The sequence below is a fragment of the Sphingomonas sp. SP4 genome (assembly GCF_058313375.1).
The window spans coordinates 1,027,307-1,047,816 of record NZ_JBZFLE010000002.1; the positions used below are offsets into that span (position 1 = coordinate 1,027,307).

The window sequence follows — 20,510 nt, forward strand, 5'->3', positions numbered from 1 at the left end:
TTCATCAGGGGAGAAGGCGGTATGTCAGTAGAGACGCTTACGTCGCATATCGACCGCTTCAAGGAGGCGGCACTCGCCTGTCCGCTTCCGCCTGCGGTTGAGTTGATTGGTGAGAAATGGGCGTTCCTGATTCTTCGTGGCGCCCTCAATGGTCTTCAGCATTTCGAAGAGTTCCAGGCCGGGCTTGGAATTGCCCGCAACATCCTTTCGGACCGCCTGTCGCGACTCGTCGCGGGCGGCATTCTGGAACGTGACCCGGATCCGTCAGACCGTCGAAAGGTGATTTATTCCCTGACGCCGAAAGGCGAAGGCCTGCTGCCCGCCCTGTTGGCATTACGTCAGTGGGGCGAGGACTGGGGCTACGGCCAGATGAACGTAGTCCTTGCCGATGCGCGCGACCACAAGCCGGTACGCCGAATCTGCGTCCAGGCCCAGGACGGTCGTCCGCTCAGCCTCAATGAGCTGACCTGGATCGATCGCGAGGAAGCCGGTCTGCCGATGCACCGCGCCGTCGCCGCCGCGGAATAAGGGCTACTCTAGCTCCAGCACGTGATCGCGAAGCGCGCGCGCATCATGTAGCGCGTTGTGCGGCACCCTGCTGTTAGCGGCCGTGCTGAAATTGCTCATCGGCACGAGACGGAAAGTCAGGTGCCGAAGGTCAATCATCTTGCCGGGACCGGTGACTAGCAGGTTGCAGAATTGAGCAATGTCTTCCGGCCAGTCGGCGACGATGATCGGCTCCGGATCGTGCCGCAGGTAGCGTTCGAGCGCATGCACTGCGTCGTGTCGGGTGAGGCGCGGACAGGAAAGCTGCTCGGGCACCGTGTCGAGATATGGGACGACGTGACGCTGGACCCAATCGACGATGGGTTCGTCGGTCTGGAAGGTGAGATAGAGCTCATCACCGTCATCGGGCACCATTCCCAGGCTCAGCAGCGCACCGCCGACGCCATTATATTCGGTGTCGAGGAAGTATCTCAGCGCTGGGCCGCCTGCGCGCAATAGTCGGTGGGGAGCGGCTTGCCCTTTCGGCAGCGTTGCTCGGCCAGGCGCGCCTGCTTTCCGCGCTCTTCATCCTGCTTGCGCATTTCGCGACCGCGTTTCTCGTCGGCTTCCGACTGGCTTGTTGTCGCCGCGTCGACGCCGGCCGACACGACCTTCACGGGCAAGGTGGCAACGTCGACGGCCGTCTTGGCGACGGTGCCGACCACACATCCGGACAGTAGGGCCGGGACAACAAGCAGGAACACGCGTTTCATCGCCGAAGCGTCGCAGAAGTTGGATGAAGCAGCAATGAAAGATCAGAGCAGCATCGCCGCATTCGCCAGCTCTTCGGCTTGCATAAGTAGCGATTCGTCGGCTTCCGCCCCAGGTGGCAGCGCCTCACGCCCGACGATCACCATCAACGGCACTGCCATCGGCGTAATTCGGTCGAGTTCGACGTGAAGCATGGTTGCGGACGCCCGATCGACGAGCCTCACAAGGCGTCCGAGCTCCGTCATGCGGCGACGGGCATCGTCCCATGCGGCTCGCAAAAGGAGATGCCCAGGTTCGTAGCGTCGCAGGACATCGTAGATGAGGTCGGTCGAGAAGCTGACTTGCCGCCCGGATTTCTTTTTGCCGGGATGATGGCGTTCGACGAGGCCACCGATCACGGCAACTTCTCGAAACGCTGTCTTGAGCAGCATCGAGCTTTCGACCCACGTGACGAACTCCTGCTCCAGGATGTCCGGCGAGAAGAGCGATTTCGGGTCCGTGATCGGCTCAAGCCCATAGCAAGCCAGGCCATAGTCGTTCGCGACGAACCCAAGGGGCTTCAGCCCCGCCGTCTCCATCCGCCTGGTTATCAACATGCCGAGCGACTGGTGCGCATTCCAGCCTTCGAAGCTGTAGGCGACCATGTAGTGACGGCCTTCGTGGGGAAATGTCTCGACGAGTAGTTGATGCGGCTCAGGCAAGACCGAACGCTCGGACTGGACCTCCAGCCATTCGCTGACGTCTTCGGGGAAGCGGTGCCAGTCGTTGCGGTCGCAGAGCATGTGGCGGACCCGATTGGCGAGGTGGGTCGACATCGACATGCGCTGCCCGCCGTAGGTCACGATCCGGCCCGACTTCGAGGATGCTCGCACGATAATGTCGGCGTCCTTGAACTGCTCGACCTCCAGACTCAGGCCGGAGAAGAAGAACAGGTCTCCCGGCGCGAGTGTCGACGCATAGCCTTCTTCGATCGTCCCGAGCTTGCGGCCGTTGCGAAAGCGAACAGTGAGAAGCGGCTGCTCTACGATGACGCCGGCGTTGAGCCGATGCTGCTGCGCGATTTGGGGCCGGGCGATGCGCCACATGCCGCCTTGCTCTGGGACGAGACGGCGGAAGCGGTCGTAGGCCTTCAGCGCGTAGCCCCCCGTGGCGATGAAGTTGAGAATCTCCTCGAAAGTTTCCTGCTTCAGTCCGGCGTAAGGCGCAGCGGAGCGGACTTCCGCGAGCAGCTCATCCTGCTGGAACGGCGCCGCCACAGCCATCGCGAGAATGTGCTGGGCAAGAACGTCCAGCGCCCCAGGTCGGAATACCTCGGGATCTAGCTCGCCATCGTCGATCGCATCGAGCGCCGCCCGAGCTTCGAGATATTCGAAGCGATTGCCCGGGACGATGATGCCCTTGCTCGGCTCGTCGAGCCGGTGGTTGGCGCGTCCGATCCGCTGCAAGAGGCGCGAGCTGCCCTTCGGCGCGCCCATCTGCACTACCAGGTCTACGTCGCCCCAATCGATGCCCAAGTCGAGGCTGGCTGTCGCGACCAGCCCCCCGAGCTTGCCGGCGGCCATCGCTGCCTCCACCTTGCGGCGCGCTTCGACTGCAAGGCTACCATGATGGATGCCGATCGGCAGTCCATTGTCATTCACCGCCCACAGGTCCTGGAAGATCAGCTCGGCAAGACTGCGCGTGTTGCAGAATACGAGCGTGGTCTTGTGCGCCTCGATCAGCTTCATCACTTCGCGAGCGGCGTGGCGGCCAGAGTGGCCCGCCCACGGAATGCGATTCTCGGGGATGAGGATCGATAGATCAGGCTCTGCACCGGGGTCGCCGAGCACGAGGTCGACCGTTTCCATGTCGGCGTCCGAGGCGAGCCATGATCGATAGGCGTCAGGGTCGCTGATCGTCGCCGACAGCCCCACACGCCGGAGATCGGGCGCAAGCTTCTGCAATCGAGCCATCGACAGCGACAGGAGGTCGCCTCGCTTCTCCTTGGCAAAGCCATGGACCTCATCGACGATGATCGTCCGTAGATTCTCGAACATCGTGGCTGCGTCGGAATAACTCAGCAGCAGGCTTAGCGATTCCGGCGTGGTCAGCAGCACCTGAGGCGGCTTCACCCGCTGCCGCGCCTTGCGATCCGACGGGGTGTCACCGGTGCGCGTTTCGACGCGGATCGGCAGGCCCATCTCCTCCACGGGGCCAATCAGGTTGCGTTGAACGTCGACCGCCAGGGCCTTCAGGGGCGACACGTACAGGGTGTGCAGCCCTTCGCTCGGCTGTTCCGCCAGATCGCAGATGGTCGGAAGAAATCCCGCGAGCGTCTTACCCGCGCCTGTGGCTGCCACGAGCAAACCGCTCCGCCCGCGCCGGGCAAGGTACAACATCTCCAGCTGGTGCCGGCGCGGCGCCCAGCCCTTGCTTTCAAACCATTGCCGGACGGCTGGCGGAAGCGCGCGTTCGTTCAGAGGTCGTCAGTCCCCTCGCGCCGGCGCTGCTCTTCCTCGCGATAAAGATCGCGCGTCGCGGCCTCGGTCGGGCCGCTGGTGCGGTTTGAGCGACGCTTCATCACCAGCCAGATCAGCACGATCAGCAGGATCGCCGGCAAGACAATGTCGATAATCCACCACTGGGTTTCGTCCATTTGCTTCTCCTCCCCGGGAACTCTCGGGTTTCTCGCTTATATAGTGCCCGATGGCCCGGCTAGGTTCCTGGATCGAATCTCACCCCGAGGGGATCTACGTGCGTCCCGCGGATGCGTGGATCGATCCTTCGCAGCCGCGCGCGAAGGCGATGGTCACGCACGGTCATTCGGATCACGCCCGCGGCGGGCACGGCGCGGTGTTGGCGACGCCGGAGACCCTGGCGATCATGGAAGTGCGCTGTGGTCCGCAGAGTGGTCAGCCGATCACTTACGGCGAAAGCATCCGCATCGGCGAGGTGGACGTCAGCTTTGTTCCCGCCGGCCACGTGCTCGGTTCCGCGCAGATCGTGCTGGAGCATAAAGGCGAGAAGGTCGTGGTCTCTGGCGACTACAAACGTAGGTCCGACCTGACGTGCCCTGCCTTCGTGCCTGTGCCCTGCGATATCTTCATCACTGAGGCGACCTTCGGACTGCCGGTGTTCCGTCATCCTGACACAGGCAGCGAGATCGACCGGCTGTTGCATCGGCTCCACTCCGACCCGAGCCGCTGCGTATTGGTCGGTGCCTATGCGTTGGGGAAAGCGCAGCGGATCATTACCGAGCTGCGGGCCAGAGGACATGAGGAGCCGATCTACTTTCACGGCGCGCTGGAGCGGTTGAACCAACTGTATGAAAGCTTCGGCGTGGCGCTGGGCGAGCTTCGCCATACGGGCAGCGCGACGAAACAAGAGATGGCGGGACATGTCGTGATTGCGCCGCCGGGAGCGCTCAACGACCGATGGTCGCGTCGGCTCCCCGATCCCGTGACAGCAATGGCGTCAGGCTGGATGCGCATTCGCCAGCGTGCCCGGCAACGGAACGTCGAGCTGCCGCTGATCATCTCCGACCACGCCGACTGGGACGAACTCACAACGACCATACGTGAGCTGAAGCCGCAGGAGGTCTGGATCACCCACGGTCGCGAAGAAGCGCTCAAGCATTGGTGCATGACGCACCAGATCAAGGCCTGCGAGCTGAACCTCGTCGGCTACGAGGATGAAGACGACTGAGCCGCGATCCAACCACTAGGCGTCGTTGAGCATGCGGAACGCCAGCAACGACCAACGACGCGCGCCGTTTGCTCTACAGATCAGTAACTTGCGTACAGGAGAGCCGATATGGCCGACATGAGAACACGCGCGCCCAGCCCGGGAGGCGATACCAAATATAACGAGCGGAGTGCGTTCAGCTTTGAACAGCGAAGCCAGCATGAACGTCGCGACGAAGAAAGCATTCCTGAGCTGCTCCGTCAGCTTGCGGAGCAGGGAAGTCACTTGGCCGAGCAGCAGGCGAAGCTGGTCCAGGCCGAGGTCCGCGCTTCAATGGACGACCTGATGCAGGCGGCCGGCGCGATGGCAGGCGCGGCGGTCGTCGGCATTGCCGGACTCGGCGTCATGCTAATGGGTCTGTCGTTCCTTCTCGACAAGGCGATGCCGCTGTGGGCGGGAACCCTCATCGTCGCGGCCGTTTCGATGATCGTCGCATATGCGATGTTCGCCGCGGGGCGGAAGAAGATCCAGCAGAGTTCGCTCCGCATGAACCGGACGCGCGAGACGCTCGAACGCGCTCCGTCCGCTATTTCCGGAAACTCAAATGAAGGACACCGCCATGACCGCTAACGCCAAAGATGAAGCTTCGGCCATCGAGCAGGACGTCGCCGAGACTCAGGACGCGATGGGGGAGAGACCGTCGAGAAGCTGGAGAACAAGCTCAATCCACGCGAGATGACGCGGTCGATCATCGGCGAGGATGCGATGGAATGGACTGAAGAGGCGTGGCGCCTGACCAAGGAAAATCCGTTGCCCGTCGCGATGATGGTGGGCGGAGCGATCTGGTTGCTGGCAACTGCGCGATCGCCGCTCATCAACCGTGTGGTAGATCGGATCCGTGAGCGGTTGAGCGCTGGCGGAGACGGGGAGCAAGGACAGCGACCGCGCCGCGATGGGTCCGGGACAGCTGGCCCGCCTCCTGCTGCCGGAGAGCAATATGATCGCCGCGATCAAGGCGCATCCCTCTGAAGGACTCTTGGGCCAGGCGGGTGGGAAATTGGCTCTCATCCGCTCCGCCTCTCTATAGAAACCCGCATAGTTCGAGTGTCGCGGGCGGGTAAAATTCGGTGACCAATCACAGAGTGTTCGCCGATGACCGCCCGCCGCGCAATGGATCGAAAAGCCAAGCTAGCCATATGGTTGCTGGTCGCGATCGTAGCCGTGATGATCTTGGCAGTGGCGCACAGCCTGGTCACGGCAATGCGGCCGGTGTCGGTGGTGGCAAAGGGGGACTCCGGCGACGATCAACTCGTCGTTATCGGCGGCGATACGGAATATCTTGGAGCCCACACATTCGGCGGCAAAATCGTAAGTTGGCTCAACACTGGTGCGCATCGCACCCAGGCATTCACGCTTGGCGAGCGAAACTTCAAACCGAATACAGCCGACCCGACCGAAGCAGGGTGGGCGCGGCTTGATCGTCTCGCTGGCTTGCTGCAGTCCAACCAGCAATTGAAAGCCCACCTTTATGTCGTCGCTTACGAGGGTGGAGACGCAGCCGCTCGTCAGGCATTGGCGCAGAAGCGCGCCCAACGGGTCGAAACCGAAATCTTGAATCGCGGCATCGATCCATCGCGGATCACTGCTGCAACCCAACTGCCGCCTGCACGGACGGCGGCCAACGCCGCCCAACCAACGATGGTTATCGTGCTTTCAAAGTAGGCGCCGTCTGCTTTGAACGGAGAAGCTGGCCCTCCGTTGTTCGAAGAGGTCACGGTGACCATATAGCCTTTGATGGCAATCCAGATCAGGACCTCGCTCGAAGAGCCGGAAACCTCGCCGGCATTCGTGCCGCACAAACCCGCGCGCCCGGAAAAGGCTGAGGGCGGCAAGCTCTTCAAGATCGTGTCGGATTACGAGCCCGCAGGCGACCAGCCAACCGCGATCCGCGAGCTGGTCGAAGGAATCGCCGAGAATGGTGAGACGAGCCAGGTGCTGCTCGGCGTCACCGGCTCCGGCAAGACCTTTACGATGGCGAAGGTCATCGAAACGGTGCAGCGGCCCGCGCTGATCATCGCTCCGAACAAGATCCTCGCGGCGCAGCTCTATGGCGAGTTCAAGAGCTTCTTCCCGGACAACGCCGTCGAGTATTTCGTAAGCTACTACGATTACTACCAGCCCGAGGCTTACGTTCCGCGCACCGACACCTACATCGAGAAGGAGTCGAGCGTGAACGAGGCGATCGACCGCATGCGCCACTCGGCGACGCGGTCGCTACTGGAGCGCGACGACGTGATCATCGTTGCGTCGGTATCCTGCCTCTACGGTATCGGTTCCGTCGAGACTTATTCGGCGATGACCTTCTCATTGAAGAAGGGCAGCGCGGAGGACCAGCGTGAGGTTATCAGGAAGCTCGTCGCGCTGCAGTACAAGCGCAACGACCAAGCGTTCGCGCGCGGCAACTTCCGGGTGCGCGGCGACAATCTCGAGATTTTCCCGTCGCACTATGAGGACACGGCGTGGCGTGTGAGCTTCTTCGGTGATGAGATCGAAGAGATCACCGAATTCGACCCGCTAACCGGTAAGTCGGTCGCAAGCCTCGACAGCATCAAGGTCTATGCGAACTCGCACTATGTGACGCCCGGGCCGACGCTGAAGCAGGCAATGGAAGCGATCCGTCACGAGTTGGCGGAACGGCTGAAGGAACTGACGGCTGAAGGACGCCTTCTGGAGGCGCAGCGGCTGGAGCAGCGGACGAACTTCGACCTGGAGATGATCGCGGCGACGGGATCGTGTGCCGGCATCGAGAATTATTCTCGCTTCCTGACGGGCAGGCTGCCGGGAGAGCCACCACCGACCTTGTTCGAATATCTGCCCGACAACGCGCTTCTGTTCATTGACGAGAGTCACCAGACCGTGCCGCAGATCGGCGCGATGGCTCGCGGCGACCACCGGCGGAAGATCACACTGGCGGAATACGGCTTCCGGCTGCCGAGCTGTATCGACAACCGCCCGCTGCGCTTCAACGAATGGGAAGCGATGCGTCCGCAGTCGGTGTTCGTTTCGGCGACGCCGGGTCCGTGGGAAATGAACGAGACCGGGGGCGTCTTCTCCGAGCAGGTGATCCGCCCCACCGGCCTCATCGACCCGCCGGTGGAGATCAAGCCAGTCGAGGACCAGGTCGACGACCTCGTCAACGAAGCCAAGAAAACGGCTGCGAAGGGCTATCGGACGCTCGTCACGACGCTGACCAAGCGCATGGCCGAGGACCTCACTGAATATCTCCATGAGGCGGGCCTGCGAGTTCGTTACATGCACTCAGACGTCGAGACGCTTGAGCGCATCGAGCTGATCAGAGAGTTGCGTCTGGGCGTCTACGATGTGCTCGTCGGCATCAATCTGCTGCGCGAAGGCCTCGACATTCCGGAGTGCGGACTGGTCGCGATCCTCGATGCGGACAAGGAAGGTTTCCTCCGGTCGGAGACGTCGCTGATTCAGACGATCGGCCGCGCGGCCCGCAACGTCGAAGGCCGCGTCATCCTCTATGCCGACACGGTAACGGGCTCGATCGAACGCGCGCTCGCGGAGACCAACCGACGCCGCGAGAAGCAACTCGAATATAACGCCGAGCATGGCATCACGCCGGAGAGCGTGAAGCGCAGCGTCGCCGACATCATCGCGCACGTCGCGACGCGTGACGGCGTGGTTGTGGACACCGGCGATGAAGAGCGGCCGCACCTCGTCGGTCACAACCTCAAGGCATACATCGCCGACCTCGAAGAACGCATGCGCAAGGCAGCCGCCGACCTCGAGTTCGAGGAAGCAGCGCGGCTTCGCGACGAGATCCGGCGACTGGAGGAAGACGACCTCGGAATCCCGCACGACGAGCGCGTTGCGCCGCGTCCGCTCGGCAACTCGACGGAGGGCAAGCCGGGCACTCGAAAGGGCCGGTTCGGCAAGCAGCAGAGGACTCGCTTCGGCGGACGCCGGGGTTAACGTTCTGGTTGCGATCCGCTGGTAAATTCGCCTGCTACAGGGGGAATTTGCGATGGCGGGTAGCATCGAAGCCGCGCTGATCGAACGTGTTCGCGAGCGCATAAAGGACGACTGGCGCCGCACCGGCGAGGGCGATTACCAGCGCATGCCAAAGGAGCTGCGCAGGAAGCACGCGTCGTCCGGCGGCTTGGTTGGCATGCTGGTCGGTGCCGCCTTCAGCCATGAGCCTGCCGATGTCGACCCGCTCAAGCCCATCGAGCCGATGAGCGAAGCGGCTGTGGGGAAGGTTGAGAAAGCGCTTGGGTTCAAGCTTCCCCACCAATTGCGCCAGCTCTACCTGGAGATCGGCGATGGCGGGTTCGGACCATCGTGGGGCATCCGGCGCCTGTCCAACTGGGCGAAAGATTATTCGAAGCTGCGCGCCGACATGCTGAAGGAGCGCGGCCGCGAATGGCCCGAAGCGCTGCTTCCGATCGTGTACATGAATGGCAAGCGGATTTGCGTGGACCGGAATAGCGGCGAAGTGCTGCTTTGGACCAAGCCCCCGAAGAAGGCGAGCGAGAAGAAGTGGCTGGCGTCCTTCGTGCCGCAATCGCCGACGGTCGAGGCCTGGCTGGAGCGGTGGGTAGAAACGCCTACGGTTATCGAAGGCGGCCCAGACGCCGGTTGGGCCCCGCCTGCCGAGGAGATTGCGCGCAGGGAGCGGGTCGAAGCCGACAGGGAAGCAAGGCGAGCGGCCGATGAGGAGAAGACGCGGACGATCAATCATGCCCATCTGCCGGCACTTCCGGCCGAGTTTTTTACGCGCGTCCAAGCTCGAGCACTGGATCCGCAGCGGCGAACCTACATGGCGGGAGCACAAAGACGCTCTCGGCCCTTCGGTGTTGAAGACATGGAGGATGAACTGGAGCGCAATGCCCAGCACATCCCGACGCATGCACTTTCGGGTCTGGCGGGACTTATGAAAGGCCTGAGCAAGATCGCGCCGGTTGTCGGGATGCCTCAGCTCAGCATGGTGACTGGCCCCGGTCCGGGTATGGTCATGGTAAAAGCTGGTGCGGGCGGAAAGCTCGGCGCACCGGCGACCGAAGCGGCCCTCGCACACGCCGACGATACGCTGGGATTTTCGCTGCCCGAGCCTCTGCGCCAGTTGTACCGGATTGCTGATGGTGGCTTTGGGCCGGGCGAAGGGCTGGTGAGTCTTGCCAAGATGCTTGCGCTATATCGCAAGCTTACGTCGAAGCCGCAGGGCCCTGGAGGCGAGCCCTGGCCCGCGAAGCTGCTGCCGATCTGGGAATGTGACGAGGAAATCGGCTGCGTGGATCTGGAGACAGGCGGGATCACCACATACGATCCGTCGCGAATGCAGGATATCCATGGTGGCTATTGGCGCCGGTCGTTCGCCAAAGAACATGGCTCGATCGCTGAGATGCTGGAGCAATGGCTCAGCTCCCGCACTTGGAGCGAAGATGAGGAGCGACGAGAACAGGCGCGCCAGCGCAGCGCGGCGCGGTTCCAGGATGAAGACGTCTACGTCCGCAGGGCCCTCGAATTTTACTCAAGCCCTGAGGCGCGGGCCGCGCATGGTCTGCCGGAGGTAGGCTGGGAAGATGCCGTTCGCAGGCGCCATGGCTCGCGCTGATCGCTACCGTTTGTCGAAAGACGCTTTGCGGCAGCTAACGTTCGGATAGCCTGTCCGCCCGAACAGGAGGGTGGCGGCCATGGCTTACCCGCACGATCTTGACCCCGACGGCACTCGGCTTCCGATACGGTTCGACGGCACTTCCAACGGAGAGTTCCTGCCGCTCCCGAAGACGGCTTCGCAGCGGGCCGCGAACGCGATGGCGCATGAGATCGCCAGCGAGAATTCGCGCCGGCTTGGGATGGGGAGGCGAGCTTTCCTGACGAGCGCGATGGGCTCGGCCGCTGTCCTGGCGGCGTGCAATCGCGTCAATCCGCAGGCGGGCGGCAGCTACGCGCTGGAAGACGGCGCGACGTTTGAAGAGGCAGCTGCCGCACAGACCCTCGGCGGCAATGAGTTCATCTTCGACGTCCAGCTGCATACCGTCGATCCGAACGGCAAGTGGACGAAGGGAGAGGCCGGAGAGCAATGGCGCTCCGCGTTGAGCCAGGCATTCGCGCAGGCGCAGAAATGCAAGGAAGGCGAATACGACTGCTATTCGGCCCAGTCGCTGGTCAAAGAAGTTTTTCTCGACAGCGACACTGACGCGGGCGTGGTGTCTGCGCTGTTCGGAACCGATGACGGCAATCCTACGCCAATCGCTTACGCGGGCGAGGCTCGCTCATTGATCGAGAGACTGGGCGGCGGGAAGCACCGCGCGCTGATTCACGGCGGCATCCTGCCCAACATCCCGGGCGAGATCGACGCGATGGCCTGGAAGGCCCAGCATAAGATCTCAGCCTGGAAGCTCTATCCGCAGTGGGGACCGAATGGCGCCGGTTACATGCTCGATGGCGAACTGGCCGCCCGAGTGTTCGATCAGGCGCGGAAGCTCGGCGTGAGGACCTTTGCTGTGCACAAGGGCGTGTCGCTTTACGGCATGCAGGAGGAGATGAGCTCGCCGCGGGATATGGGCATTGCGGCCAAGGCCAACCCGGACCTGACGTTCCTTGTCTACCACTCGGCGTTTCAGCCCGGTGTGAAGGAGGGACCTTACAATCCCGGGGGACAAGGCGTCGACCGGCTGATCAAGGCGTATCAGGGAGCCCGTCTGCAGCGCAACAGCGGCAACCTATACGCCGAACTTGGCTCGACATGGCGTCATTTCATGAGCCGGCCGGATGAAGCCGCGCATGTTTTGGGCAAACTCCTTACGACCTTCGGAGAGGACCGAATTATCTGGGGCACGGATTCGATCTGGTACGGAAGTCCGCAGGATCAGATTCAGGCCTTCCGCGCCTTTCAGATCAGCCCGGAGTATCAAGAGAAGTACGGCTATCCGGCGCTCACGCCCGAGGTGAAGCGGAAGATCTTCGGCCTGAATGCTGCGCGCGTTTACGGGCTGAACGTCGCGGAGATCCGAACGCCGGGGCTAGAGGTCAGGCGCGCCGATTACCGAACAGCGCCCAACCCCAGCTTCCGCACTTTCGGCCCTTCCACGCGCCGCCAGTTCCTCGCGCTCCAGCAGGAGCATGGAGGGCTTCCCGCCTAGAAGCGGGCCCTGATCGACAGCTGGCCGCCCATTTCCTCGCCATGGTCGTGGCCGAGTGTAGTGGAGGCGTAAGCGTCGATGCTGATGTGGCTGGTGATGTCGGCCGACGCACCGCCGGCAACGCGGCCGTACGTCTCCTTGTCGCGCGTCACGGCCCACTCATTGACGATGACGGGGGCGCTGGTTTGCGAGAATCGGATCAGGCGACTGTCCCCGCTGAAGTCATGTTCCGCAGTCAGATCGACAAAGGGACGGAGGCCCTCGAGATCGCCGCGCGCCTCGAAACCGATCTGACCGGTGACAGCCTGCAGGCTCTGGCTGCTGACATTCAGCGTGAGCGCGGGGTCGCCGTTCTCCGTGTAGCCGTCGACCTTGGCACGGGCATAGTCGATCGCTGCGATCGGTCCGACCTTCAGCCCGCCGACTGGCATGAGATAGCCGCCCTTGGCGCCGGCCACGGTGTGGTTGCCGTCGGGGCTGGCGCTCATATTCTCGACAACGCCGAGGCGTCGGACGCGGATGCTGTCCTTGCCGTAACCGATGTAGCCTTGGCCGAAGAGGCCGCCTGAGCTGAGACTGCCGTAAGCGCCGATCTGCCACGTGTGCGAGGAATCTCGCGCGCTCTCGTTTCCGAATTCGGCTCTTGGATTGCTGTAGTTGACCGCGATGCCCACGAGGCCGGCAGGCATGCCGTACTCTGCGCCGAGCGTTACACCGGTCCCGCGCACCTTGAATGCGGCATTTTCATCGCTCTGGGCCAGATCGCGAGAGAAAGCGTCGCCGACCAGATAAACGCGAATGCCTTCTTTGACGTCTCCACGTCCGTAGAAATCGCTGCGGCTGTTGAGCGTCCTTCCCCATTGCCGCGCGGTGTCGAAGCCCATGTCCGAGGGCCCTTGCAGCGTCAGCGGTCCGTTGAGCTGTACCGCAACGTAACGGGCGACGATGTTGAAGCCCTGCGACGTCAGGTGAAGCGCGTCGCCGTAGAACAGATAGCCGTTCGAGTTCACGATGCAGGTCGGATCGGGGAAGATCGGACAGACGAGCCCGTTCGTAATCCCAAAGGCCGAGGGATTTGCGGCGACGTTCTGAAGCAACAGCTGGCCGTCGAGGTAATGGACGATGGAGCCGTTCGCCGCGTAGCCGGCAAGCGTCGGCTGAAGCGAGGAGTAGTAAGCGGTCGCGAACGTGCCACGGATGGCTTGCGCGGCTGGATCGTTGGCGACTTCGGGCGCTACGGCGCCGTTCAGCGCGAGAAAACTGATGGTTGGGTTGCCGAGCGCGGCCAGGCGGTCGAGTTGCACGCTCGTTGCCGCGGCTGCCACGGTGCCTGCAGCGGCCGCGTTTGCAAGTGTTCCGCCGCCCTGCTGGTAGACGCGCGCATCGTTACCGCCGATGGAGATCGCCAGCAGGTCATTGCGCGTAAGCGTGGTCGACGCGACCGGAAAGACTGGTGACTGAGTGCCGACATCAAGGAACTGGTCGACTTCATATTGCAGACCCTTGCCGCACAAAGGCGCTCCGTAGACCGGGTCGAAACAAAGCGTTGTGGTGTTCGTGCCGCCCAAGGCGCCGCCGATCGCAAAGTTCTGAACCGGCACCTGGAGGATGTGGGACAGGTCATCGATATAGTTGCTGCCGCCGGAGAACCGCCCGGTCGAATAAATCGCCAACAGTTGCGGATTGGCATAACCGAGCGCGAATGCGTTGCCCGTGTCGGCATAGCTGTCGCCGAATGCGACGATGCGGTCGATCTGCTGCGCCGCGGCCGGCGTTGAAGAAGCAGCAATGCTAATCAGCGACGCGCAAGCGAACGCGCGACGGAAGCGCTTGGACAACATGAATGATCCCTCCCCCAAGCTCGGCTAAAAGCACCGAGCGTTAGGAAAGCATCGTGGCGATTGCTGACAGGCGTGCAAGTGAGAAGCCGTCACTCGCAACAATTCGCAAACAAGTGCGGCGTTGCCGCAACAACAGTTCTACCGGAGCACGCCCTTCTTCGCCATCGCTCGCGCGTAAAGGAACAAGGCAAGCGCGACGAGAATGATGACGATTGGCATCAGCTTGTACATCAGTCCTTCGGCACCGGGTAACGGCGGCGCAAGGAGCAGCTGATAGCCGAGGCTCAAAACGGCGCCGAGTAGTGATACCCCGTAGGACCAAACTGCCCAGCGGCTGCGCACCAGAAGCAATATTGAACCGAGAAGCGCGAGCCAAACGCCAAGGCCCCAGCCGAATTGCGCATACATCGGCATTGCATCGACCCAGTCGAGCGCGGTGTTCGGGTCCACGCCGGGCATGGCCGACGCGATGTAGTCGGTATTGCGCAGGCGGGTCATCAAATAGTCGTAGCTGCCGAAGCAGCTCCACAAGAAAGACAGGACACCCACGATCCAGAGGTGCACGGGCGTACGGACTTGTGCAGTCGTTGCCATTGGTCTTCCCCCTCCAACAGCCGCGGCCCACTTGCGCGGCCGAATTGGATGAGGCTCCCAATTTGGGCGGACTGTCAAGGCGCGACTGGTAAGTGTCCTAGCTGGTGGCGATTTCTCGCTTTAGAATCTTTCCGAGCGCGGCAGCGAGACTTTCGAGTTCGTACGGCTTTTGCAGCACTTCGAAGCCGTGAGTTCCGCTGACCTGCTCACTGTAACCTGTGGTCAGGAGTACTGGCAGTTCGGGGAAGCGTTGGCGGACCTTGCGGGCAAGTTCGATGCCGCTGATTCCGCCTGGCATCACAATATCGGTGAAGACCAGCTTCGGCTTTTCTCCCGCAGCCAAGCGGTCGAGCGCTTCCTTCGCACTGTGCGCCACGATCGCATCGAAACCCAGTTCACCCAACATGCCGGCGGCAAGTTCCGCGATCAAAGTGTCGTCCTCGACGACGAGCGCGCGCCCCAGTGCCTGCGATCCGTTCGAGCGGCTTTCCGCGACGGTCGCTCCGCGGCTGGCAGGCAGGTAAAGCGTAAAGGTCGCTCCTTTGCCCAGCTCAGATTCGAGGGTCACGCCGCCGCCGATCTGCTTGGTGAAGCCGAATACCTGGCTAAGTCCAAGCCCGGTGCCTTCGCCGAAACTCTTTGTCGTGAAGAAGGGCTCGAACACGCGCTCCTGCGTTTCCGCTGACATGCCCATGCCTGTGTCGCTGACCCGGAGCGCGACATGTTCGCCCTTGAGGCAGTCCGGCTGGCCGTTCAGCACGACATTCTGCGCACTGATCTTCAACGTGCCACCGTCCTTCATCGCGTCGCGCGCGTTGAAGGCGAGATTGAGAATCGCAAGTTCCAGCGCACCGGCGTCAGCGTCGACTGGCCAGATCTGATCGGAATATTCGGTGACGAGCTCGATGTCCGAGCGTAGTGACGGGCGGACAAGCGTGATCACGTCGCTCAGGAAATCCTTGAGCTCGATTTGCTTGATCTCGAGCGGCTGCGCGCGGGCGAAGGCGAGCAACTGCTTGGTTAGGGTGGCGCCGCGCTGAGCCGAATTGCGGATGCCGTCGAGCATCCGCCGAAGCTTCTCCGGATCCTGGATGTTTCGCGTGGCAAGGTCGGCGGCTCCGAGGATCGCCGTGAGCAGATTGTTGAAATCGTGGGCGAGGCCGCCGGTGAGCTGTCCGAGCGCCTCCATCTTCTGCGAGCGGAATAATTGTTCGCGGGATTCTTCCAGACGCAGTTGCGTCTCACGCTTTTCCGTCTGATCGCGGGTGATCTTCGCGAATCCGATCAGCTCCCCGTCTTCGTCCCGGATTGCGTCCATCACAACGCTTGCCCAGAAGCGCGATCCATCCTTCCGAACCCGCCAACCTTCGGCTTCGTAGCGGCCCGCCTCTCGCGCCGTTTCGAGCGCACGTTTGGGAACCCCGCCTTCGAGATCCTCGGGCGTGTAGAAGCGACTGAAATGCTCGCCCACGATATCGTCAGGCGAGTAGCCTTTGATGCGCTCAGCCCCGGCGTTCCAGTTGGTCACCCGCCCCTCGGGGTCCAGCATGTAGATGGCGTAATCGGTGACGCCCTGGACGAGAATCCGGAAGCGGCGTTCGGCCTCCAGCAGAGCCTGCTGCGCGGCGCGTTTTTCGGTCATGTCGCGGGTGATCTTCGCGAAGCCGACCAAGTTGCCCTCGCCGTCCTTGATCGCATCGACGACCACGCTGGCCCAGAAGCGAGAGCCGTCCTTGCGTACCCGCCAGCCCTCCCCCTCGAACTTCCCTTCCCGGCGCGCGGTCTCGAGAACCTTCGCGGGCATCCCGGCAGCGCGGTCCTCGTCAGTGTAAAAGGCGGAGAAATGCTTTCCGACGATCTCTTCCGCCTGGAAGCCTTTGATGCGCTCGGCACCGGCATTCCAGCTCGTCACGTTCCCGTTCGGGTCCAGCAAATAAATGGCATAGTCGACGATCGACTGCACCAGCAGCCGGAATGGATCGTCGGAAAGCAGATCAGTCACGCTACTCGATTCCCCTCGGCCCGCCCAAGGCACGGGCCGTCAACACCCGAGCGCCTGCTCGGTTGCACATACGAAACGTCTTGGCAGGTTCTTATGAGGGACGCCTAGCGGGACTTGCGGAGCGCCTCGCCGAGCTGGGTCAAGGCGCGGCCGCGCTGGTTGAGCTGCGCCTCGCATGCCGGGCCGATCGTCTTGGCACTGGCCTTGAGTGCAGGGACGACCGCGCGAACCGCCTGGGCGAGGTCGAGGCCGGGCGCGCGCGCGTCGATGCGGCCGAGGTAGTACATGGTCCCCGCTCGGGCGACTGCACGCTGGCGGTCGTCTTTCACCTGGCCGGTGATCGAGCCGTAGATGACGAAGCACTGGACGTCGCGCTTGACGGCGTCCGGCATGGGCGCTGCGACGGTGGCGGTGGAGCACGCGGCGAGGGCCGCAGCGGCGATGATCGGGCGCTTCATGTGATTCCCCTCGGGTGTCAGTGCGTGGCGTCGACGCGTTCCACGCCGGACTTGGCGAGCTGGTCGTCGATCTGGGCGACGAGCCGGTCAAGGCCTGCCTGGTCGGCGGATTCGGCGCGGGCGACGAGCACGTCCTGCGTGTTCGAGGCGCGCAGGAGCCACCAGCCGTCGTCGGTGCTGACGCGCACGCCATCCGTTGCGTCGACCTTGGCGCCGTCGGCGGAGAGGCGGTCGCGGACTTCATCGACGATCGAGAACTTACGGCTTTCGTCGACCTGGAAGCGAAGCTCCGGCGTCGCCGTGGTCTTCGGCATGGCGTCCATGATCTCAGTGAGGGATTTCCCGCTGGCGCTAACCGCCTCGATCAGTCGGACCGCGGCGTAGAGCGCGTCGTCGAAGCCGTACCACCGGTGCTTGAAGAAGATGTGGCCGCTCATCTCGCCCGCCAGCGGCGCGCCCGTTTCCTTCATCTTCGACTTGATGAGGCTGTGGCCCGTCTTCCACATCAGCGGCTGGCCGCCGAGCTCCGCGACGCGGTCGAAGAAGCTCTGGCTTGCCTTCACGTCGGCGATGAGTGTCGAGCCCGGGAGTTCCTGGAGGACCGGCACGGCGAGGATTATCAGGAGCTGGTCGCCCCAGATCACGCGCCCCTTGCCGTCGACCGCGCCGATGCGGTCGCCGTCCCCGTCGAAAGCAATGCCGAAGTCGAGCTGCTTGTCGGCGACGAGCTGTTTCAGGTCAGCGAGGTTCTTCTCGACCGTCGGGTCGGGGTGGTGATTCGGAAAGCGGCCGTCGACCTCGGTGAAGATCGCGTGATGCTGACCCGGCAAGCGGTCGAGCAGCATGTCGAGGATCGGTCCAGCCGCCCCGTTCCCGGCATCCCAACCGATTCGGTAAGCTTTGCCGGAGAAACCTTCGAGCAGGCGGTCGACATAGGCTTCGCGGATGTCGACTTCCTCGACGGTGCCACTGCCTTGACCCCAGTGGCCGGAAGCGGAGCGCTTTCCGAGCGCCTGGATTTCCTGCCCGAACACAGAGCGGCCCTTCAGCAGCATCTTGAAGCCGTTATAGTCGGCAGGATTGTGGCTGCCGGTCACCTGCATCCCGCCGTCGACGTCCAGATAGTAGGTCGCGAAGTAGAGCATCGGGCTTGGGCCCATGCCGGTCTGCAGCACGTCGATTCCGCCTTCGGTGAGGCCGCGGATCAGCTCGGCTTCGAGCATCCCGCTGTGGGTGCGGCCGTCGCGGCCGACCGCGATCCGTCGAGCGCCCTCCTCGCGGGCCATGGCCGCGTAGCTGCGACCGAGTGCATAAGCGTCCGCTTCAGTAAGCGTGTCGCCGACGATTCCGCGAATGTCATATTCGCGCAGGATGGTGCTGTTGAACGCGTGACTCATGCCGGCGCGATAGCCGCGCCTTGCGCCATTAGCCAGCGGCGGCCAGCTTCTGCTCTTCCTGTCCCGGAATGCCGAGGCCCGCGATCATCTCGCGAAGCTCCTGGCGCGCGGTGATGTGGCCGATGCCGAGGTCCCCGATCTGCTGAAGATCGAGCAAGGTCAGGCCCTTGGGGAAAAGCTCGCGGTAGATGACGCGCTCACCCAAGCCCGGAATGACGCGGAAGCCGACGCGGCGAGCAAGTTCATCCAAGGCGGCGCCAACGCGCTGCAGGTTGTGCGATTGGATGTGCTGCAGGCGGTTGCGGAGCACGACCCAGTCGACGCTCTTGCCGGTCTGCTTCGCGCGCGCGGTGCGGCTGTTCCAAATCAGCTCGGCGTAGAAGCTCGGCCGCGTGATCTTGTAATTCTCCGGATGGACCTGGCCGATCAGGTCGAGATCGACGAAGCTGTCGTTCATCGGCGTGACGAGCGTGTCGGCGCGCAGGATCGCAGCTCGTGCAAGGGCGTCGTCGCGGCCCGGCGTGTCGATGACGACCACGTCCACGTCCTGAGACAGGCGAGCGATGGCGGCGTTCAGCGCTTCTTCGGTTTGGTCCTGCAGGACTTCGTAGGTCGCTTGCGGCAGCTGCTGCTCGAGCCGGCGCATCGTCGCGTCGCGGTTTTCGAGATAGCGGGTCATGGTCCGCTGGCGGCTGTCGAGGTCAAGCGCGGCCACGCGATGACCCGAAGCAGCAAGCGCGATCGCAGTATGAACGGCCGTCGTTGACTTGCCGGTGCCACCCTTTTCGTTGGCGAAGACGATGAAATGCGGCTGTACCATGACTTGACCCTTCCCCTCGCGGCTTCTTACGGCCGCGCCCACGCAAAGATTAACTGAGGGGCTCCAAGCGTGCAAACCATTCGGCGAAGTGAAGAATTAGCGAAAGCCGTCGCTAAACTGAAGCGCGAAGGCACGCTCGCGCTCGTTCCAACCATGGGCGCGTTGCACGCTGGCCACATGGCGCTGATCGCCGAAGCGAAGCGCCGCGCGGACAAAGTCGCGGCGAGCATCTTCGTCAATCCGCTGCAGTTCGGCGCGGGTGAAGATCTCGACCGCTATCCGCGCCGGGAAGCCGAAGACGCACGGATGCTAGAGGAAGCCGGCTGCGACCTACTTTGGCTCCCATCGGTGAGCGACATCTACCCGGACGGCTTTTCGACGAAGATCAGCGTCTCAGGCGTTTCGGAACGCTGGGAGGGCGAGGCTCGACCAGGCCATTTCGATGGTGTCGCCACGGTGGTCGCCAAGCTGCTGCTCTCCGTTGGCCCCGACGTTGCGCTGTTCGGCGAGAAGGATTTTCAGCAACTTGCGGTCATTCGACGGATGGTCCGCGACCTGGCACTTCCCGTGGAGGTAGTGGGTGTTCCCACTGTGCGGGAGGGCGACAATCTCGCGCTGTCATCGCGCAACTTCTATCTTTCAGAGGAGGAGCGGGCGCGCGCGGCCGCGCTTCCCACCGCGCTCAGCGCTGCGCGCGAGGCGATCATGGCGGGAACGCCCGTTGGATCTGCGCTGAGGCATGCAAAGCAGGCGCTGATCGATGCCGGCTTCCTGCGCATCGACTATCTCGCACTGGTCGATTCAGATACGTTGGAGCCGCTCGATGAACCCCGCGGCAAAATGCGATTGATCGCTGCCGCGAAGATCGGATCGACGAGGCTGATCGACAATATCGCCATTTAAGTGGCTAATTTGCATGGCTAAATGGCGTTAACCATTTTTTTGCGATCAGCCCTTCAATCTCCGTTCAACAGGAGAGTGGGGGACAGTCATGGGTGCCATTAGTCAGAAGAGTGCGGAGTTCCTGATCCAGAGCCGGATCGCCGATGCCGAAGCAGGCGACGTCGATGCCTTGTTCGAGCTCGGGATTACGTTTTCCACGGGTCGCGGCGGATCGCCGGTGGACCTGATCGAAGCTCATAAGTGGTTCAACCTCGCCGCTCTGTCAGGACACACCGGCGGCCAGCAATGCCGGGCGGAAATCTCTGTCGAGATGACTGCGCGTGAGATCGCCGAAGCACAGCGTCAGGCTCGCGCCTGGCTGAGCGCCTGCGGCTACCAGCGCCGCGCTGCGTAATGCCGAGCTGCT

General features: G+C 62.9%; 20 protein-coding genes. 10 read left to right on the forward strand and 10 right to left on the reverse strand.

Annotated elements, in window-relative coordinates:
• Positions 1-21: 21 nt before the first annotated feature.
• On the forward strand, positions 22-528 hold the full coding sequence (locus tag AC4GYV_RS14555; protein ID WP_491101620.1) for a winged helix-turn-helix transcriptional regulator: 507 nt from the start codon (positions 22-24) through the stop codon (positions 526-528).
• 3 nt (positions 529-531) lie between these two features.
• Here AC4GYV_RS14555 and AC4GYV_RS14560 read toward each other — a convergent pair whose 3' ends face one another.
• The 4 genes from AC4GYV_RS14560 to AC4GYV_RS14575 are packed head-to-tail and all read right to left on the reverse strand — an operon-like array spanning position 532 to position 3,892.
• Positions 532-1,002 carry a hypothetical protein gene (locus AC4GYV_RS14560; RefSeq protein ID WP_491101416.1) on the reverse strand — a complete coding sequence of 157 codons (471 nt, stop codon included), beginning with the start codon at positions 1,000-1,002 and terminating at the stop codon, positions 532-534.
• On the reverse strand, positions 978-1,259 hold the full coding sequence (locus AC4GYV_RS14565; protein ID WP_491101417.1) for a hypothetical protein: 282 nt from the start codon (positions 1,257-1,259) through the stop codon (positions 978-980). Before AC4GYV_RS14565 ends, AC4GYV_RS14560 begins: the two co-directional genes overlap by 25 nt.
• A 42-nt stretch (positions 1,260-1,301) precedes the next feature.
• A complete protein-coding gene (locus AC4GYV_RS14570; RefSeq protein ID WP_491101621.1) occupies positions 1,302-3,716 on the reverse strand; it encodes a ligase-associated DNA damage response DEXH box helicase in 2,415 nt (804 codons plus the stop codon).
• Positions 3,713-3,892, reverse strand: coding sequence for a hypothetical protein (locus tag AC4GYV_RS14575; RefSeq protein WP_491101418.1), 180 nt, complete (start codon positions 3,890-3,892; stop codon positions 3,713-3,715). The genes AC4GYV_RS14570 and AC4GYV_RS14575 overlap by 4 nt, the downstream gene beginning before the upstream one ends.
• 50 nt (positions 3,893-3,942) lie before the next feature.
• Here AC4GYV_RS14575 and AC4GYV_RS14580 point away from each other — a divergent pair, with 50 nt between their 5' ends.
• The 7 genes from AC4GYV_RS14580 to AC4GYV_RS14610 all read left to right on the forward strand — a co-directional run bounded on the left by AC4GYV_RS14580 (position 3,943) and on the right by AC4GYV_RS14610 (position 12,089).
• Positions 3,943-4,941 (forward strand): ligase-associated DNA damage response exonuclease, encoded by a 999-nt coding sequence (locus AC4GYV_RS14580; RefSeq protein WP_491101419.1) that lies wholly within the window; start codon positions 3,943-3,945, stop codon positions 4,939-4,941.
• Positions 4,942-5,049: 108 nt separating this feature from the next.
• Entirely contained in the window at positions 5,050-5,550 is a 501-nt protein-coding gene (locus AC4GYV_RS14585) for a phage holin family protein (protein WP_491101420.1), read from the forward strand.
• Between the two features lie 105 nt (positions 5,551-5,655).
• On the forward strand, positions 5,656-5,949 hold the full coding sequence (locus AC4GYV_RS14590; RefSeq protein ID WP_491101421.1) for a hypothetical protein: 294 nt from the start codon (positions 5,656-5,658) through the stop codon (positions 5,947-5,949).
• A 123-nt stretch (positions 5,950-6,072) separates the two neighbouring features.
• Positions 6,073-6,642, forward strand: coding sequence for an OmpA family protein (locus tag AC4GYV_RS14595; protein ID WP_491101422.1), 570 nt, complete (start codon positions 6,073-6,075; stop codon positions 6,640-6,642).
• A gap of 72 nt (positions 6,643-6,714) precedes the next feature.
• The gene (gene uvrB, locus AC4GYV_RS14600; RefSeq protein WP_491101423.1) at positions 6,715-8,916 is read left to right on the forward strand and encodes an excinuclease ABC subunit UvrB; all 2,202 of its coding nucleotides are present in this window, start codon (positions 6,715-6,717) and stop codon (positions 8,914-8,916) included.
• Positions 8,917-8,968: 52 nt separating this feature from the next.
• Positions 8,969-10,558 carry an SMI1/KNR4 family protein gene (locus tag AC4GYV_RS14605; protein ID WP_491101424.1) on the forward strand — a complete coding sequence of 530 codons (1,590 nt, stop codon included), beginning with the start codon at positions 8,969-8,971 and terminating at the stop codon, positions 10,556-10,558.
• Between the two features lie 79 nt (positions 10,559-10,637).
• Positions 10,638-12,089 carry an amidohydrolase family protein gene (locus tag AC4GYV_RS14610; RefSeq protein WP_491101425.1) on the forward strand — a complete coding sequence of 484 codons (1,452 nt, stop codon included), beginning with the start codon at positions 10,638-10,640 and terminating at the stop codon, positions 12,087-12,089.
• Here AC4GYV_RS14610 and AC4GYV_RS14615 read toward each other — a convergent pair.
• The 6 genes from AC4GYV_RS14615 to AC4GYV_RS14640 all read right to left on the reverse strand — a co-directional run bounded on the left by AC4GYV_RS14615 (position 12,086) and on the right by AC4GYV_RS14640 (position 19,201).
• Entirely contained in the window at positions 12,086-13,930 is a 1,845-nt protein-coding gene (locus AC4GYV_RS14615) for an autotransporter domain-containing protein (RefSeq protein WP_491101426.1), read from the reverse strand. The genes AC4GYV_RS14610 and AC4GYV_RS14615 overlap by 4 nt on opposite strands.
• A 138-nt stretch (positions 13,931-14,068) precedes the next feature.
• A complete protein-coding gene (locus tag AC4GYV_RS14620) occupies positions 14,069-14,524 on the reverse strand; it encodes a hypothetical protein (RefSeq protein WP_491101427.1) in 456 nt (151 codons plus the stop codon).
• Positions 14,525-14,621: 97 nt separating this feature from the next.
• Positions 14,622-16,526: a hybrid sensor histidine kinase/response regulator gene (locus AC4GYV_RS14625; RefSeq protein ID WP_491101428.1), complete on the reverse strand. Its 1,905-nt coding sequence runs from the start codon at positions 16,524-16,526 to the stop codon at positions 14,622-14,624.
• A gap of 104 nt (positions 16,527-16,630) precedes the next feature.
• Positions 16,631-16,984 carry a hypothetical protein gene (locus tag AC4GYV_RS14630; RefSeq protein WP_491101429.1) on the reverse strand — a complete coding sequence of 118 codons (354 nt, stop codon included), beginning with the start codon at positions 16,982-16,984 and terminating at the stop codon, positions 16,631-16,633.
• Between the two features lie 17 nt (positions 16,985-17,001).
• A complete protein-coding gene (gene pgmG, locus AC4GYV_RS14635; protein ID WP_491101430.1) occupies positions 17,002-18,381 on the reverse strand; it encodes a phosphoglucomutase/phosphomannomutase PgmG in 1,380 nt (459 codons plus the stop codon).
• Between the two features lie 28 nt (positions 18,382-18,409).
• Entirely contained in the window at positions 18,410-19,201 is a 792-nt protein-coding gene (locus AC4GYV_RS14640; RefSeq protein ID WP_491101431.1) for a division plane positioning ATPase MipZ, read from the reverse strand.
• A gap of 69 nt (positions 19,202-19,270) precedes the next feature.
• Here AC4GYV_RS14640 and panC point away from each other — a divergent pair, with 69 nt between their 5' ends.
• On the forward strand, positions 19,271-20,104 hold the full coding sequence (gene panC, locus AC4GYV_RS14645) for a pantoate--beta-alanine ligase (RefSeq protein ID WP_491101432.1): 834 nt from the start codon (positions 19,271-19,273) through the stop codon (positions 20,102-20,104).
• An 88-nt stretch (positions 20,105-20,192) separates the two neighbouring features.
• The gene (locus AC4GYV_RS14650) at positions 20,193-20,498 is read left to right on the forward strand and encodes a hypothetical protein (protein WP_491101433.1); all 306 of its coding nucleotides are present in this window, start codon (positions 20,193-20,195) and stop codon (positions 20,496-20,498) included.
• The last annotated feature ends 12 nt before the right edge of the window (positions 20,499-20,510 follow it).

Coding starts and splice junctions, on each gene's coding strand:
- AC4GYV_RS14575 (WP_491101418.1), bottom strand. CDS start 3,892: ATGGACGAAACCCAGTGGTGGATTATCGACATTGTCTTGCCGGCGATC.
- AC4GYV_RS14650 (WP_491101433.1), top strand. CDS start 20,193: ATGGGTGCCATTAGTCAGAAGAGTGCGGAGTTCCTGATCCAGAGCCGG.
- AC4GYV_RS14610 (WP_491101425.1), top strand. CDS start 10,638: ATGGCTTACCCGCACGATCTTGACCCCGACGGCACTCGGCTTCCGATA.
- AC4GYV_RS14605 (WP_491101424.1), top strand. CDS start 8,969: ATGGCGGGTAGCATCGAAGCCGCGCTGATCGAACGTGTTCGCGAGCGC.
- AC4GYV_RS14580 (WP_491101419.1), top strand. CDS start 3,943: ATGGCCCGGCTAGGTTCCTGGATCGAATCTCACCCCGAGGGGATCTAC.
- AC4GYV_RS14615 (WP_491101426.1), bottom strand. CDS start 13,930: ATGTTGTCCAAGCGCTTCCGTCGCGCGTTCGCTTGCGCGTCGCTGATT.
- AC4GYV_RS14620 (WP_491101427.1), bottom strand. CDS start 14,524: ATGGCAACGACTGCACAAGTCCGTACGCCCGTGCACCTCTGGATCGTG.
- AC4GYV_RS14640 (WP_491101431.1), bottom strand. CDS start 19,201: ATGGTACAGCCGCATTTCATCGTCTTCGCCAACGAAAAGGGTGGCACC.
- AC4GYV_RS14595 (WP_491101422.1), top strand. CDS start 6,073: ATGACCGCCCGCCGCGCAATGGATCGAAAAGCCAAGCTAGCCATATGG.
- AC4GYV_RS14630 (WP_491101429.1), bottom strand. CDS start 16,984: ATGAAGCGCCCGATCATCGCCGCTGCGGCCCTCGCCGCGTGCTCCACC.
- AC4GYV_RS14555 (WP_491101620.1), top strand. CDS start 22: ATGTCAGTAGAGACGCTTACGTCGCATATCGACCGCTTCAAGGAGGCG.
- pgmG (WP_491101430.1), bottom strand. CDS start 18,381: ATGAGTCACGCGTTCAACAGCACCATCCTGCGCGAATATGACATTCGC.
- uvrB (WP_491101423.1), top strand. CDS start 6,715: ATGGCAATCCAGATCAGGACCTCGCTCGAAGAGCCGGAAACCTCGCCG.
- AC4GYV_RS14565 (WP_491101417.1), bottom strand. CDS start 1,259: ATGAAACGCGTGTTCCTGCTTGTTGTCCCGGCCCTACTGTCCGGATGT.
- AC4GYV_RS14585 (WP_491101420.1), top strand. CDS start 5,050: ATGGCCGACATGAGAACACGCGCGCCCAGCCCGGGAGGCGATACCAAA.
- AC4GYV_RS14590 (WP_491101421.1), top strand. CDS start 5,656: ATGACGCGGTCGATCATCGGCGAGGATGCGATGGAATGGACTGAAGAG.